We start from the raw sequence: 14,076 nt of genomic DNA, 5'->3' as shown, positions 1-14,076 counted from the left end.
GACAGTCGACGTGCGCGTAGTGGCGGTTCTTCGTCTTGTACTCCACGTGGGCCGTGGAGATGGTGATGCCGCGCTCCCGCTCCTCCGGCGCCTTGTCAATCTGGTCGTACGCCATGAACGTGGCGCCACCCGACTTCGCGAGCACCTTCGTGATGGCCGCCGTCAGCGACGTCTTGCCGTGGTCCACGTGCCCAATCGTTCCGATGTTCACGTGGGGCAGGCTGCGATCGAACTTTTCCTTGGACATGACACTCCTCGAAAAATGGAGCCCTGAACCAGGATTGAACTGGTGACCTCGTCCTTACCAAGGACGCGCTCTGCCAACTGAGCTATCAGGGCTTGGCGATGCACTACAACGGTTGGAGCGGGAAATGGGATTCGAACCCACGACATTCAGCTTGGAAGGCTGACGCTCTACCAACTGAGCTATTCCCGCATTGCCGAGTGGAGGGAGATGGATTCGAACCATCGAAGGCGTAGAGCCGGCAGATTTACAGTCTGCTCCCTTTGGCCGCTTGGGTATCCCTCCAGATATTCACTTGTGGTGCTGCGGCCACTTCCTACACACAAACTGCTGAACTGCCTTCGCTACCCGGGCCCTACCCCCGGCCCGTCCAACCTGGCCGGCGGCGGGATTTGAACCCGCGACCTACTGATTACAAATCAGTTGCTCTACCGACTGAGCTACACCGGCATCACTCCAGCAACTGCCCCGCCCTACCTCATTCCCGGCGGACGGTCAACCTCCCGGCAGCGACCTGAGAGGCGCGACCTTTTAGAAGTCCCCACTCTCCAAGTCAAGGAGATTGATCCGGGGGTCGTCACCGGGCCGGACGGCCCCGCTGACGGGCGACCTCGTATAGCAGAATCGCGGCGGAAACCGACGCATTCAATGAACCGACCTGACCGGCCATGGGAATCCGGAGGCGGAAGTCGCAATGCTTGAGGACGCCTTCCCTCACGCCTGCCCCCTCGGCCCCCACGACGAGCGCTAGCGGCCCGTCCAGTCGGGCAGTCCACAGAGGCTCCGAGCCCTCCACGTCCGCCGCCGCGACCCAGAGCCCGGCTTCCTTCAGCTCCTCCAGTGCGCGGGAGATGTTGGTGACGCGGGCGATGGGGCAGTACTCGACGGCGCCCGCGGAGGCCTTGGCCACGGTGCCCGTCACCTGCACCGCCCGGTCCTTGGCCAGGACGACGCCGTGGGCTCCGAGTGCGTGGGCCGAGCGGATGATGGCCCCCAGGTTGTGCGGATCCTGGATGCCGTCCAGCACGACGACCAGGGCCGGCTGCCCCTTGGCCTTCGCGGCGGCGAGCACGTCCTCCAGGTCGACGTACTGGAAGCCCCGGAGCTCGGCGACGACGCCCTGGTGCACGCCGCCTTCGGCCATGGCGTTCAGGCGCTCCCGGGCGACCTTCTCCACCCGGACCCCTGCATCGCGCGCGCGGCTGAGCAGCTCGCCCGCGGCCTTGGCGCCGACCTGCCCGTCGACGATGAAGAGGCGCTCCACGGCGTCGGGATGCGCGCGCAGGGCTTCCAGCGCGGGGTTGACGCCATAGACGTAGCGCGGCGCCTCGGTGCCGCCGCGCTCGCGCTCGTTGCCGCCGGACTTGGGTGAACGCTCTCGCATGGGGGCTACTGGACCTCCACGGGCAGCGAGAAGGTCTTCTTCTGACGGGCGCAGATCTTCTCCGTGCAGATGAAGAAGGTCAGCGTCGCATCCAGCGTGCCCTTGCCGGCGGTCACCGCGGTGAAGGGCACTTCGAAGCGCGGATCCACGAACTGCTGGCCCTGGGCCTTCTTCGCCACCGACTGCTCGCGCGTCAGTGTCTTCTGCGCGGGCGTCAGCTGCTTGCCCGTGAGCTCCAGCTTCAACGGGGCCTCGTCGGAGACGTGGGCGCCGGGCTTCGACTTGATGGCCAGCACGAAGGTGCCCTGCCCTCCCGCCTTCACCTGCGTCGACGTGCCCTCGGTGGTGACCTCGTAGAGGGTGGCGGGGTCCACGTCCTGGGCCAGCACCGGGGCGCTGGCGAGGGTCAGCAGCAGGGTGGCCAGATGCGGGATGCGGCGGGGGCTCGGCATGGGTCTTCTCCAGGAAGGCGGAGCTCGTATATCGGGGCTTCGGACGCGCGGGGAGCCCTTTCTCTTCTAACTCCGGGGCACGCCCACCTTCGTGACACCCTTGCGCGCTGTCGGCGGCGGAAGGAGCGCCTGGGGCGTCTCCAGCGCGGCGCTCCACACGGGAGCGGCTCCGGATACCAGGGCCTCCGCGCGCAGGATGATGGGCGTGGCCAGGTCCATGCCCGTCGCGGCCTCCATCTCCAGCAGCGCCGGCGAGCTGTTGACCTCGAAGACCTTGGGCTGGCCCTGGACGTCCAGGAGGTCCACGGCGGCCACCTCCAGGCCCACCAGGCGGGCGACCTTCTCCGCGGTGGCGCGGTGGCTGGGCGACAGCGCCAGGGCCTCCAGCCGGGCGCCCCGGTTCAGGGTGTGGGAGAGCCGGCCGGGGCGCGGCTTGCGCAGCACCGCGGCGATGGCCTGACCGCCCACCACCAGCACCCGCACGTCCTGCCCGGTGCTCCGCACGTACTCCTGCATCACCAGGTTGTGCCCGAGCCCCAACACCGCCTCCAGCGCGGCTTCCAGTGACTGGAGGCTCTCGCACACCATCACGCCGTGCTTCTCCTGGCCCTGGAGGAGCTTCACCAACACGGGCACCCCGCCCACGAGCCCCACCATCTCCTTGAGGTGGGCCGCGTCGCGGGCCATCACCGTGGCCGGGATGTCGATGCCATGGGCGGACAGGAGCTGGAGCGCGCGCATCTTGTTGCGCGACTGCGCGATGGCCTGGGCATGGTTCACCAGGGGCACGCGCGCCAGGCCGAACTGGTTCACCACCGCGAGCCCGTAGGTGCTGATGGACAGGGCGATGCGCGGGATGACGACGTCGGTGGGCGTCAGCTTCTTGCGATCGTAAAGGAGTGTGGCGCGGCTGCCCCCGTCCAGATGCATCTGCACCCGGAGCGGGTTGAGCACGCGCACCCGGTGCCCTCTCGCGCGACCTGCGTCGACGATCCGCCGCGTGGACGAAATGGAGGCGGAGCGCGAGAGGACAGTGATTTTCATGGCGGAGGCAACCGGGCCTAGCGAGGTCCCTATAACCCTCGCCACCTTCCGGGTAAAGCTGCCTCCGCCCGGTGCTTCCGACTAGAGCTGGCGGATGGCGCGCACTTCGACGCTGACCGGAGCCTCCGGACGCGAGGCCTCCAGGCGCGCACAGGCGTTCCCCGTGAACGTCACGCCCGCCTCACCCAGCGTCCAGGTGTCCGGTCCCTGGAGCGTCCGCTCGCCGTTGATGTAGACGACGATGAGCTGGTTGTCGGACGGCAGCTGGCTCGATTCGAGCTTGATGAAGCAGGGGTCGATGGTCGCCAGTTCCTCGCTGATCTCCTTCAGCGCGCTCGCCAGCTCTTCCCGATTGCCGGCCTGGTAGAAAGCGCGACCGCAGCGCTGGGTGTTCAGGTTGCAGGTGTCGCCCGCGCCGCAGTCCACGTCCGCCTGGCACTTGCGCGCGAAACCACCCGCGTTCGCCATCTCATTGAGGACGCTGGGGCCATCCCCTGCCGACGTCTCGGCGCCGAAGCCGATGACGATGGTGGAGATATTGCGCGCCTTCAGCTCCTGCACTGCCGCGACGGAGGAGTTCTTGTCGAGGCAGCCCCGTTGATAGTACGGGCTCTTGGGCTCTACGCACTGCGACTTCGCCTCAAGCGTGCAGCGGCACAGCTCCGGCTGGCCGCCGTTGTACTCGTTGAACTCGTTGCAGTTGGGCAGACCGTCGGTCAGCAGGATGATGATTTGATCGCGCTCCTCGGGGTCGCCCGTCAGGAGCGAGGCCGTGAACCGGAGGCTCCCACCCGTCGGCGTACCTCCTGTGGGTTGCTTCGCCCCGCTGTTGGGAATCTCCTGCAGGATCGTGTTGAGGCTGTTCGCGTGGGCCTGGAGCTGCTCGTCCGAATCCAGCCCCGTCGGGATGGGGAGGCGAACGCTCTCACCCGCGGCAGCCGGCGCGCAGCGTTGGACCCAAACAGGTTCCCCCGGGTTCGAGGTGGGGGGCGCCGGATACGTCGTCAGGCCAAAACGGACCAGCTTGCCGCTTTCCGCCAGGAACGGGCCCATGGCGCCCTGGAGCTCCGACCAGCGCGTGGGGCATACGGCGGTGTTGCAGGCAAACTCCTCGCGGCACAGGTAATCCGGGCCGCCGTCGGGATCCTTGAGGTAGCAGACCTTCTGGCCGTTCACGGTGAGTTCGGGATTCACCGGCAACGTCATGGAGCCGGAGGTGTCCACCAGGAGCATGACGTCCGGCTTGCTCCTGCGAGCCGCGATCACCGTCTCCTTCGTCGTCTGGGCGATCGCGAGCGGATCCACCGGCTCGAAGTCATAGGTTTGACAGCCGGCCATCAGGGCACCACCGACGATGCCGGCCAGCAGAGCGCTCAGGGGGGTCGACTTGGCGCGCATAGGCTTTGGGAATTCCTTCCAGGGGGGAACAACGAACTGCATGCGCCGCAGCGTAACGCGTGAGCGGCCACCGAGGCTACAGCGACTCGCAGCCCGCGCGCGCCATTCAGGTGAAGCTGCCAAGTTGCACCGTCAGGCGATCCGCGCAGGGCAGGCCCGTCCCAGCTCGGACACCTACACCCACCTGGAGGGCATGTGGCCTTGATGCCCGCCGTCCCGCTCAGAGGGTGAGGACGCGCGCGCCCTCGGTCAGCCTCCAGATGGAGGCGAGCCCCATGACCTCATCCAGGGTGCCCTGGAGTTCCTGGGGCGACAGGCCGCAGATGCGCACCGTGGTGTCGCAGGCCACGAGCTTCGCGCCCAGGGCGCGGGCCTCCTCGAGCATCCGGGCCGGAGTGGGGACGTTGAGGCCTTCGGCGCGGGCGGCCTCCGTGCGCTCGCGCTCGCTGTGCGCGAGGCCGAAGCCGCCGCGGACGAGCTGGCGCAGGGCCTCGAAGGCGAAGACGAAGTAGACGTCATCTCCCATCGCTGCGGCGGTGATGCCCATGGAGCCGGCCTGGAAGGCGGGCTCATACGTGGCGTGCTGGAGGAAGAAGAAAACGCGTCCGGCCATGGTCCCCGGACCTTAGCGGGATCGAGTCCGGGCCGGCAGCCGGCATATAACCAGGGCCTCACTCCACCGGGAGTCCCGCATGCCGAGCCTGCCATCCCGTCACCCCGGTCTTCGTCCCTCCCCCTTTCGGTGGGTGGGCCTGCTCGGCCTCGCGGTGCTCGCCAGCGCGGGGCCGCTGTCCGAGGCGGCTCCGGCCCGGGTGACGGTCAAGACGTCCGCCTCCGCGCCCCTGGAAGCCTCCGCGCCCGGTCCGCTGCGGGAGGAGGCGCTGAAGTTGCTCGCCCAGCCGACGGTGGCGGGGGCGGCGTGGCGCAGGCTGGGGCCGGAGGTCGTGCCCGTGCTCGCGGCGCTCGCGGAAGACTTGAGCGTTCCGGACGCACAGCGGCTGCGCGCCGTGGCGGCGCTGGCCCACGTGGAATCTCCGGAGGCGGGCCCGACGCTCCAGGCACTGATGGAGGATCCTCGCAGGTCCGCGGACGTGCGCACGCGGGCGGCCGCGGCGCTGGGCCAGTGCCTGGGGTTCGAGGCCGTGAAGGCGCTGAGCGCCCAGTTGGAGGACCGCGACGTGCGGATCCGCGAGGCCGTAGCCCAGGCGCTCGGTCGTCTGGGGGGCCAGCGGGTGCGGGAGACGCTGGAGGAACGAATCCCCCTCGAGGACGTGCCCCAGGTGCGCGAGGCGCTCCAGCAGGGCCTCACGCTGGCCGAGCCCTGAACCTGGCGGGGATGGCTTCCCTGCCGGCTCGCTCGGGGCTCGCATCGGACAGGGCCTTCCGTTAGATGGACGGCCATGCGCCCCACCGTCCTCCTCTTCGACATCGATGGCACCCTCGTCACCACCGGTGGCGCGGGACGTCGTTCCATGGCCCTCGCCTTTGAACGGCTTCACCAGCGCCGCGACGCTTGCGACAGCTTCAGCATGTCCGGAATGACGGACCGGGCCATCGTCCGCAAGGGGCTGGCCACCATCGGTGTGCCGGACTCCGAGGACGCCATCAGCGCGGTCATCGACGCGTATATCGCCCACCTGGGCGAAGAGGTTCCCAAGGTCGAAGAGCGCGACTACCGCCTGCACCCGGGCATGCGCGAGGCCGTGCTGGAGGCGCGCTCGCGGCCGGGCTTCGCCGTGGGCCTGGGCACCGGCAACGTTCGCGCGGGCGCACGGGTGAAGCTGGAGCGCGTGCGCATCCACGACCAGTTCGCCTTCGGCGGCTTCGGCTGTGACTTCGAGGACCGCGTGGCCCTCATCCGGCACGGAGCGCAGGCCGGCGCGGCGCAGCTGGGGCATCCGCTGGAGGCGTGCCGCGTGGTGATCATCGGCGATACGCCCAAGGACGTGGCGGCCGCGAAGGGCATTGGCGCGGAGACGATTGGCGTGGGCACGGGCAGCTTCACGCCCCAGGCGCTGCGCGACGCTGGCGCGGAGTGGGCCTTCGCCGACTTCTCCGCCCCGGAAGCCATGGAGGCCCTGCTCGTCGGACGGTGAAGGTGTGTTATCTCCGCCGCCCCTCCGAGGAGTCCACGCATGTCGTCCACGCTCGAATCCTATGAGCTGATCCGCTTCGCCGAGGCCTTCGAGGCCCGACTCGCCACGGCGGAGGAGATGGTCGTCGGCCGGCCGGGGCTCGAGGCCGAGAAGCAGTGGCTTGCCTCCGCGCTGGAGCGGCTGCGCGAGGCCCGCGAACCGGCGGCCGGGTTGCTGGAACAGGTGAAGGACCTGCCCGAACTCGACGAGGCCCGTGAGGAGTTCTCGTTCGACCAGCAGGGCCGGTGGGTGGATGCGCTGGAGAAGCTGCATGCGGGCATCACCTTCACCGCCAGCAGCCGCGCGCCCGTCATCGAGGCCCTCTTCCCCCACCTCAAGTTCCCGCAGCTGCGCCGGGCCCCCGCCGAACTCGTGAACGAGTACGCGTCGTCCTACGAGCGGCGGTTCAAGAGCGCCTACGTCACGCGGATCTTCTCCCGCGACGACTTCGCGATGGTCCGTCCTGTCGTGGACCTGGTGGCCTCGACGTTCGCGGCGTGGAACGCAAGCCTGTCCCCTACCCCGCTGCCCCCGGATGAAGAGGCGGCACTGCGTGAGGCGCTCGTGGCACTGGGGCGACGCCTGGACGTCGCGTTGCGACAGGGGCGGCTGCTCGCGGAGGCCGCGCTCGTCCCCGTGCCAGGCGTCTTCGAGGCCGCGGGCCTCACGCTCAAGCCCCGGAAGCGCGCGGGTCGGTCGCTCGCGCTCAGTGCCGAGGATGGCGCTCCGGAGCTCTTTGGAGACGAGGGCGACACCGACCAGGAGGACGCATTCGAGGGTTCGGAGGGCGCCGCGCCTGCGGATCCTGACGGCGTGGAGGAGACTGAACCGGGCGAGGACACCTCGGATGCGGAGGTCGCGGAGCAGGCGCCTCCTGTTGCTCCCGCGACTCGCAAGGGTCGGCGGGGGGCTCCTGCTTCAGCTCCCGTGGCGCCTGGCGAAGTGGAGGCTTCGGGGTCGGAGGGCGGGAGTGAAGACGGCTCCTCCTCGGAACCTCCCGCTCCCGCACCTGACTCCGAGACGACTCCCGTCGCGGTGCGTCCCGTGCGACGGGGCCGGCCTCCGAAGAACAGCTCCCCGCCTGCCGAGGCCGTGCAGGCGGACGCTTCTTCGGATCCGGATCCGCTCCCAGAGGGAGCGCCGGACGCCGTCCGTCCCCGCCGACGCAAGAAGACCGACCCGTCCGAGGCAGGGACGCCTTGAGACCCGCCGCGCGGTGAGCACACCGCCGTGAAGAGGAACCCGGACATGGCGGACGTCGCCCTCCCTATCGATCCCCTCCTGCCCGACATCGTCTCCACGCTGCGAGGCGCACGGTCGCTCGTGCTGGAGGCGCCCCCCGGTGCGGGCAAGACGACCCGTGTCCCCCGCGCGCTCCTGGAGGCCGGCCTGGGTCAGGGACGGGAGATCGTCGTCCTCCAGCCTCGACGGCTGCCCACGCGGCTCGCGGCCCAGCGTGTTTCGGAGGAGCTGGGGGAACGCGTGGGCGAGACCGTGGGCTACCAGGTCCGCTTCGAGGACGTGCGCGGCCCGAAGACCCGCATGTCCTTCGTCACCGAGGGCGTGCTCGGACGCCGGCTGCTGACCGACCCCACCCTGCGCGACGTGGGCATCGTCGTGCTCGACGAGTTCCATGAGCGGCACCTGTCCGCGGACATCTCGCTCGCGCTCTTGCGCAGGCTGCAGGAGTCGGCCCGGCCCGACCTCAAGCTCGTCGTGATGTCCGCCACCCTGGAGGCGGAGCCCGTCCGTGCGTACCTGGGAGGCGCACCGTCCCTGCGCTCCGAGGGCCGCCGCTTCGACGTGAGCGTCGAATACCTCTCCGCCCCGGATGAGCGGCACCTGGATCAACAGGTCCTCTCCGCGCTCAAGCGCCTGTTCACCCAGGGCGTCGACGGCGACGTGCTCGTGTTCCTTCCCGGCGCGGGGGAGATCCGCCGCGCGCGCGACACCTGCGCGGAGTTCGCCGAGCGCCAGGACGCCGATGTGCTCCCGCTGCACGGCGACCTGTCCCCCGCCGAGCAGGACCGTGCCGTACGTCGCAGCTCCCGCCGGAAGATCATCCTGTCCACCAACGTCGCGGAGACCTCCGTCACCATCGACGGCGTCGCGGTCGTCATCGACAGCGGCCTTGCGCGCGTGGCGTCGCACTCGCCGTGGTCCGGTCTGCCGCAGCTCAAGCTGGGCAAGGTGAGCCGGGCCTCCGCCATCCAGCGCGCAGGCCGCGCGGGCCGCACCCGCACGGGCCACTGCGTGCGCCTCTACACCCAGCACGACTTCGACGGACGTCCCGAACAGGAAGCCCCGGAGATCCGCCGCACCGACCTGGCGGAGACCGTGCTGTCCCTGCGCGCATCGGGCGTGAAGGACCTGGGTGCGTTCCCCTTCTTCGAAGCGCCTCCCGCGCCCGCGATGGAGGCCGCGGAGACGCTGCTGCGCCGGCTGGGCGCCGTGGATGCGCAGGGCAAGGTGACGGACGTGGGCCAGCGGCTGCTGCGCTTTCCGGTCCACCCGCGACAGGGACGCGTCATCGTCGAAGGCGAACGCCGGGGCGTGGGCGCGGATGCCGCGGTGCTCGCGGCCCTGATGGGCGAGCGGGACATCCGCCGCGAGGCCCGCGCCAACCTGGGCGGCGGCGGACGCGCGTCGGCCATCGTCAGCGGGCCCTCCGACCTGCTGGAGCTGCTGGAGCGCTTCCGCGAAGCCGGCCGGTCAGGGTTCTCCTCCGGGCGCATGCAGTCCCTCTCCCTGGATGCCGGCGCCGTGCAGGCCGTGGAGCGCGTGCAGAAGCAGCTGCGGCGCTCGGTGCGGGAGCAGGGCTCGCGGCCCGGACGCCCCGAGGACGTGGAGCAGGCCCTGATGCTCAGCGTGCTCGCCGGCTACCCGGACCGCGTGGCCCGCAGACGACGGCCGCGCTCGCCGGAGTTGCTCATGTTCGGCGGCGGCACCACCAGCCTGTCCGAGTTCAGCGTCGTCCAGGACGCGGAGCTGATGGTCGCCGTGGACGCCGAGGAGCGCCCCGGTCGCGGTGCCGTCGTGCGGCTCGCCAGCGCGGTGGAGGCCGAGTGGCTGCTGGACCTCTACCCGGATGCACTCGAAGAGGTGGACACGCTCCAGTGGAACCCGGAGTCGCGCCGCGTGGAGCGCCTCACCCGGCTGGCGTACGGCAACCTCGTGCTGGAGGAGACGCGCACCCCCGCGCCTCCCTCCGAAGCGGCCGCGCGCGTGCTGGCCGAGGCGGCGCTCGCCGCGGGTCCGGAGCGCTTCGCGGAGCCCGAGGCGCTGGAGCAGTGGCGCACCCGCGTGGCCCTGCTCGCCAAGGCCTTCCCGGAGGCGGGCTTTCCCGCCGTGGACGCCGACTTCCTGCGCGATGCGCTGGCGTCCCTCTGCGTGGGCGCGCGCAGCTTCTCCGACCTGGAGGGCGTGTCGCTGCTGGATGCGCTCTACACGCGCCTCACGTCGGATCAGCAGCGCCTGCTCGCGAACCATGCCCCCGAGCGCGTCACCCTGCCTGGCGGGCGCGGCGTGAAGGTGCACTACGAGCCCAACAAGCCGCCCTGGGTGGAGTCACGACTGCAGGACTTCTTCGGGATGGCGCAGGGGCCCAGCGTGGGCGCGGGCCGCGTGCCGCTGGTGCTGCACCTGCTGGCCCCCAACATGCGCGCCGTCCAGGTGACCACGGACCTGGCGGGCTTCTGGGAGCGTCACTACCCGGCGATCCGCAAGGAGCTGTGCCGCAAGTATCCGCGGCATTCGTGGCCCGAGGATCCGCGCCACGCCGAGCCGCCCGCGCCCCGTCCTCCGAGGCGCTGAAGGCGCGCGCGACTACAGGCGCTTGTGCATCTCCAGGTGGTCGATGCCGGCCTCGTCGAAGACGGCGCCCACCGGCTGGTAGCCGTGCTTCTTGTAGAAGTCGAGCGCGTAGAGCTGGGCGTGCAGCATGATGCCGTGGACGTTGCGGCGGCGCGCCTCGGCCTCCAGCGTCGTCAGCAGCAGCGAGCCCACGCGCGACTTGCGGTGCGCCTGGAGCACCGCCATGCGGCCAATCTGCCCCCACGTGCCCGTCTGTCCCGCGGGCGGCTCCGGCAGCTTCACCAGCCGACCGGTGCCGATGGCGTGACCGCCCTGGTACGCGAGCACGTGGTACGCCTGCGCGTCCTCGGCGTCGCGCTCGATGCCCTCGGGGACGTGCTGTTCCTCGATGAACACCACCTCGCGGATGGCGAGGGCCTGCATGAGCTCCGCCTCGTCCTTGATCTGGGCGACGGTGACGGGTGCCGGGACTGTTTCGGGAGGCGTCGGCATATCGAGGGCAAGGTACACAAAAGGCTGCGCGGCCAACAGGCGGAAAAACCACGCCCCCTGGAAGAAGGCGCCCGCAGGTGACTCGGCGGACTGCATTTCGGCCACCACCCGCGCGGTCGCTCCGTCCCCTGCCCTCCGCTTCTGGACCGACGGTCACGGAAGCCCCACCGCCTGGGGTCATCCAGTTGCAATTACTCCCTGCGTCGGATGGCACCCGGTGATTTCACGCCGAGCGCGGGTGGATGCGTTCGGGGGAGGATCCCTCCCGGGACGGCATGGTAGGGTCCAGGGCGATGCGTTCTCGCGCCCTCCTCGTCCTGTCCCTGAGCCTGTTGTCGTCGCCCGCTCTCGCCCAGAAGGAGCTCTTCTTCGGCACCGGCGAGCCGCCCGTGTTCCGCGAAGCGGACATGGACAAGCGGTTCCTGCGCTCCCGCGTGTACCAGGCCCTGAACCAGGGCACGTCCGATGCGAACTGTGCCCAGCTCGTGGGCGCGCTGCTCACCATCGTCGGTGAGTCCGCGCCGTTCCTGCACAAGCGCGACGAGAACTTCTTCGTGGATCCGGCGCTGCTCCAGTCCGTGAACACGCAGCTGTCCACCCCGCGCTTCCCGGCCAGCATGTACCTGGTGTCGATGATGCGGCGGGTGCTCATCGACAAGAAGATGCCACCGGAGTGGCTGCAGACCGCGGTGGCGCTCGCGCCGTACTACCCGCAGCTCGACCTGAGCAAGCTGCGCTTCGCCGCGGACGACATGAACCCCGTGGACAGCTTCTTCTTCACGCTGCCCGCGCTGCTCGAGCGCTACAACGTGGAGGTCCTGAAGGCGAACGCCACCGCCTCCAGCGTCGCCGACGCGAAGTTCCGCGACGACTACCTCGACAAGGAGGTGGGCTTCGCGGGCCTGGAGTTCATCGACGCGAAGCTGGAGAAGCCCAAGAAGAAGGGCAAGCGGGGCGTGCCTCCGGAGCCGCCCGCGCTCGTGGCGCGGCTGCTCTACTACATCCCGGATCCGAACGAGGTGCCGGGCGGACTCCACCTCGAGTTCGGCAAGCCGCGGGTCCGCGCCACGGTGAGCATCACGGCGCGGCTGAAGGATGATCAGTACATGGACCTGACCCGCCTGCCCAAGGGCGCGCGGGTGCTGCTGCGCGGTCGCTTCTGGGAGTACCGCAAGGCGCTCAAGGAGCTGGAGGTGCGCGACGCGCTCCTGTTCCAGGACCGGGACTGGAGCCAGAACGCCGCGCTGGCGGACCCGCGCGCCGTGGCCGCGTGCCCGCTCGCTTTCAACGACCTGACGGGCACCGCGCCCGTCCAGCCGGGCGGCTTCGGCAGCAAGCGCTGAGCGGGCGTCCCGCGCTCCGCACCCCCATCCCGGCGGCGGCACCCTCCGTGTCGCCGTCCGGAAGCTCCCCCCCTCCTGGAGAGACCACCGGCCGCACTGGCACGGCCGCTGCTCAAGCCCGCGCATCCCTTTCGCGCGAGGCACCCCATGAAGGTCGAAGGCCAGGAAGCTCCGTCCGGACACGAGAAGGCTCCTCCGGAGAAGGACGCGTTCCAGCAGGTCCTCCAGGAGACGTCCGGACGCGGTAGCCCCCCGACACGTCCCGGTTCCGCCACCCGACGAGGCGTGATGCCCCTGCCCGGAGTGCCTCCGAAGGCGGCGCCCCCCCGGTCCGGGGGACTCGTCCCCTCTTCGACCGGGCCCTCGATGCGCGCCTCTTCCGGCCCGCCGCAGGTCCGGGCCTCGGGCTCCGTCCTCTCAACCGCGCGCAGTGCGCTCGGCAGTCCGGAGACGCTCCGGCAGGCCCGGCAGGGCATGCACGTGGAGTCGCAGCGGCTGGGCACCGTGCGCCAGGAGGCCCACGCCGAGGGACGCGAACATGCCACCCACCGGGCCTCGGAGCTGATTGCCCGCGAGTTGGAGCGCTCGCTCCGTTCCGAAGCCCGTCCCGCCCAGGTCCCGGCCCCGGCTCCGATTCCATCCAGCGCCCGCACGGACTCCCCTGCCGCGAGCGCTCCGCTCGCGCCCGTGGCGGAAGGCCGTGGCGCGGCGGGCGGAACCGGAGCGGCCAGCGACACACCGGTCGCGCAGGTCGAGTCGACGCTGGCGCTCATCGAGAAGATCGAGGTGTTCGTGAAGTCCCAGCGCCCGGCGCTGGGACTGAGCCTGCGCGGTTCACTGGACGCCACCGTGGAGGTGGAGCGCACCGGGCCGCGCGAGGTGGCGCTGCGCATCCAGGGACGCCACGGGCCCGTTCCCACCGAGGACGTGGCGCGGCTGCGCGACGCGCTGGAGGCCCGTGGATTGCGGCTCAGCGTCCTGAGGGCGGATTGAGCGCCCGATGCGGCATCCGAGGGAGGCACGAATGACGAAGGCCCTCACGCCAGGGGGCGCAAGGGCCTTCAGCCGCACGGGCGCACGCGAACGGCGCGAGGCCCTACTTCTTCCCGCCAGGGGCCAGGCTCAGCTCGGCGCGCTTGCCCTTCTTGTCCTTGTACTCCTCGGACTCGGGCAGGGCGGCCTTCTTCTCAGCGATGTTGGGCCACTCGGTGGAGTACTTGGTGTTGAGCGCCTTGTACTCCGACCAGTCGGCGGGCAGCTCCGTCTCCGGGAAGATGGCCTTGGTGGGGCAGACGGGCTCGCAGGCGCCGCAATCGATGCACTCGTCCGGGTGGATCACCAGGAAGTTGGCACCTTCGTAGAAGCAATTGACCGGGCACACCTCGACACAGTCGGTGTACTTGCACTTGATGCATGGCTCGGCGACGACGTAGGCCATTTAAATCTCCTCAGGGCGGATTTCCGCGCGTCCGTGGGCGCGCACAGTAGATGGTTGCGGCCAGGGTGGCACCCTGAATTTAAGGCACTCCCCGGACCCTTTCCCCTGTCAGCCCAGCAAGCCCTGCGCTCGCAGCAACTCCGCGACGAGGATGGCGCCCTTTGCAGCCCCCATCTTCGTGTTGTGGGAGACGAGCACGTACTTGAAGCCGTTCTCCAGCACCCCGTCCTCGCGGATGCGGCCCACCGAGGTGGCCATGCCGCCGTGGGTGTCCCGGTCCATGCGGGGCTGGGGGCGGAAGGGGTCGTCCAGCACTTCAATCCAGCGTGGGGG

General features: G+C 70.0%; 15 protein-coding genes and 4 tRNA genes. 6 read left to right on the top strand and 13 right to left on the bottom strand.

All coding sequences use genetic code 11. From position 1 onward, the window contains the following. The 10 genes from D7X12_RS30470 to D7X12_RS30425 form a co-directional block, all read right to left on the bottom strand. Window positions 1-247: GTP-binding protein (locus tag D7X12_RS30470; RefSeq protein WP_233602280.1), on the bottom strand; the 247-nt coding region annotated here is incomplete at its 3' end. A gap of 16 nt (window positions 248-263) precedes the next feature. Then, window positions 264-339: transfer RNA gene (locus D7X12_RS30465), tRNA-Thr, on the bottom strand. Between the two features lie 21 nt (window positions 340-360). Further along, window positions 361-436: transfer RNA gene (locus D7X12_RS30460), tRNA-Gly, on the bottom strand. Window positions 437-445: 9 nt separating this feature from the next. Then, window positions 446-529, bottom strand: a tRNA-Tyr gene (locus D7X12_RS30455). A 92-nt stretch (window positions 530-621) separates the two neighbouring features. Continuing rightward, a tRNA-Thr gene (locus D7X12_RS30450) sits at window positions 622-694 on the bottom strand. Window positions 695-821: 127 nt separating this feature from the next. Beyond that, window positions 822-1,628, bottom strand: coding sequence for a 23S rRNA (guanosine(2251)-2'-O)-methyltransferase RlmB (rlmB, locus tag D7X12_RS30445; protein ID WP_120628757.1), 807 nt, complete (start codon window positions 1,626-1,628; stop codon window positions 822-824). 5 nt (window positions 1,629-1,633) lie between these two features. Then, the gene (locus tag D7X12_RS30440; protein ID WP_208719379.1) at window positions 1,634-2,080 is read right to left on the bottom strand and encodes a hypothetical protein; all 447 of its coding nucleotides are present in this window, start codon (window positions 2,078-2,080) and stop codon (window positions 1,634-1,636) included. Window positions 2,081-2,146: 66 nt separating this feature from the next. Next, on the bottom strand, window positions 2,147-3,124 hold the full coding sequence (locus D7X12_RS30435) for an ATP-grasp domain-containing protein (protein ID WP_120628755.1): 978 nt from the start codon (window positions 3,122-3,124) through the stop codon (window positions 2,147-2,149). Window positions 3,125-3,205: 81 nt separating this feature from the next. Beyond that, on the bottom strand, window positions 3,206-4,522 hold the full coding sequence (gene cglB, locus D7X12_RS30430; protein ID WP_120628754.1) for an adventurous gliding motility lipoprotein CglB: 1,317 nt from the start codon (window positions 4,520-4,522) through the stop codon (window positions 3,206-3,208). A gap of 220 nt (window positions 4,523-4,742) precedes the next feature. Continuing rightward, window positions 4,743-5,135 (bottom strand): DsrE family protein, encoded by a 393-nt coding sequence (locus tag D7X12_RS30425; protein ID WP_120610610.1) that lies wholly within the window; start codon window positions 5,133-5,135, stop codon window positions 4,743-4,745. A 133-nt stretch (window positions 5,136-5,268) separates the two neighbouring features. Between D7X12_RS30425 and D7X12_RS30420 the strand changes: the two genes are divergently transcribed. From D7X12_RS30420 to hrpB, 4 genes are all read left to right on the top strand, one after another. Then, window positions 5,269-5,847, top strand: a complete 579-nt coding sequence (locus D7X12_RS30420) for a HEAT repeat domain-containing protein (protein WP_158620151.1) — start codon at window positions 5,269-5,271, stop codon at window positions 5,845-5,847. A 75-nt stretch (window positions 5,848-5,922) separates the two neighbouring features. Next, window positions 5,923-6,618, top strand: coding sequence for an HAD family hydrolase (locus D7X12_RS30415; RefSeq protein ID WP_120628752.1), 696 nt, complete (start codon window positions 5,923-5,925; stop codon window positions 6,616-6,618). Window positions 6,619-6,657: 39 nt separating this feature from the next. Next, window positions 6,658-7,860 carry a hypothetical protein gene (locus D7X12_RS30410; RefSeq protein ID WP_120628751.1) on the top strand — a complete coding sequence of 401 codons (1,203 nt, stop codon included), beginning with the start codon at window positions 6,658-6,660 and terminating at the stop codon, window positions 7,858-7,860. 45 nt (window positions 7,861-7,905) lie between these two features. Further along, the gene (hrpB, locus tag D7X12_RS30405) at window positions 7,906-10,470 is read left to right on the top strand and encodes an ATP-dependent helicase HrpB (protein WP_120628750.1); all 2,565 of its coding nucleotides are present in this window, start codon (window positions 7,906-7,908) and stop codon (window positions 10,468-10,470) included. A gap of 12 nt (window positions 10,471-10,482) precedes the next feature. Here the strand turns inward: hrpB and D7X12_RS30400 are convergent, their stop codons facing one another. After that, a complete protein-coding gene (locus tag D7X12_RS30400; RefSeq protein ID WP_120628758.1) occupies window positions 10,483-10,962 on the bottom strand; it encodes a GNAT family N-acetyltransferase in 480 nt (159 codons plus the stop codon). Window positions 10,963-11,255: 293 nt separating this feature from the next. On the opposite strand from D7X12_RS30400, the gene D7X12_RS30395 reads away from it, so the two are divergent. Both D7X12_RS30395 and D7X12_RS30390 read left to right on the top strand, forming a co-directional pair. Further along, window positions 11,256-12,305, top strand: coding sequence for a hypothetical protein (locus D7X12_RS30395; protein ID WP_120628749.1), 1,050 nt, complete (start codon window positions 11,256-11,258; stop codon window positions 12,303-12,305). A 366-nt stretch (window positions 12,306-12,671) separates the two neighbouring features. Next, window positions 12,672-13,298 carry a hypothetical protein gene (locus D7X12_RS30390; RefSeq protein ID WP_244224870.1) on the top strand — a complete coding sequence of 209 codons (627 nt, stop codon included), beginning with the start codon at window positions 12,672-12,674 and terminating at the stop codon, window positions 13,296-13,298. A gap of 103 nt (window positions 13,299-13,401) precedes the next feature. Here the strand turns inward: D7X12_RS30390 and fdxA are convergent, their stop codons facing one another. Both fdxA and D7X12_RS30380 read right to left on the bottom strand, forming a co-directional pair. Continuing rightward, on the bottom strand, window positions 13,402-13,743 hold the full coding sequence (gene fdxA / locus D7X12_RS30385; RefSeq protein ID WP_120628747.1) for a ferredoxin FdxA: 342 nt from the start codon (window positions 13,741-13,743) through the stop codon (window positions 13,402-13,404). A gap of 108 nt (window positions 13,744-13,851) precedes the next feature. Then, the coding region (locus D7X12_RS30380; protein ID WP_279637251.1) for an Asd/ArgC dimerization domain-containing protein at window positions 13,852-14,076 on the bottom strand (225 nt) is incomplete at its 5' end.

The organism is Corallococcus sicarius (genome assembly GCF_003611735.1).
GTDB lineage: Bacteria > Myxococcota > Myxococcia > Myxococcales > Myxococcaceae > Corallococcus > Corallococcus sicarius.
This window is presented reverse-complemented; position numbering and strand designations above follow the sequence as displayed.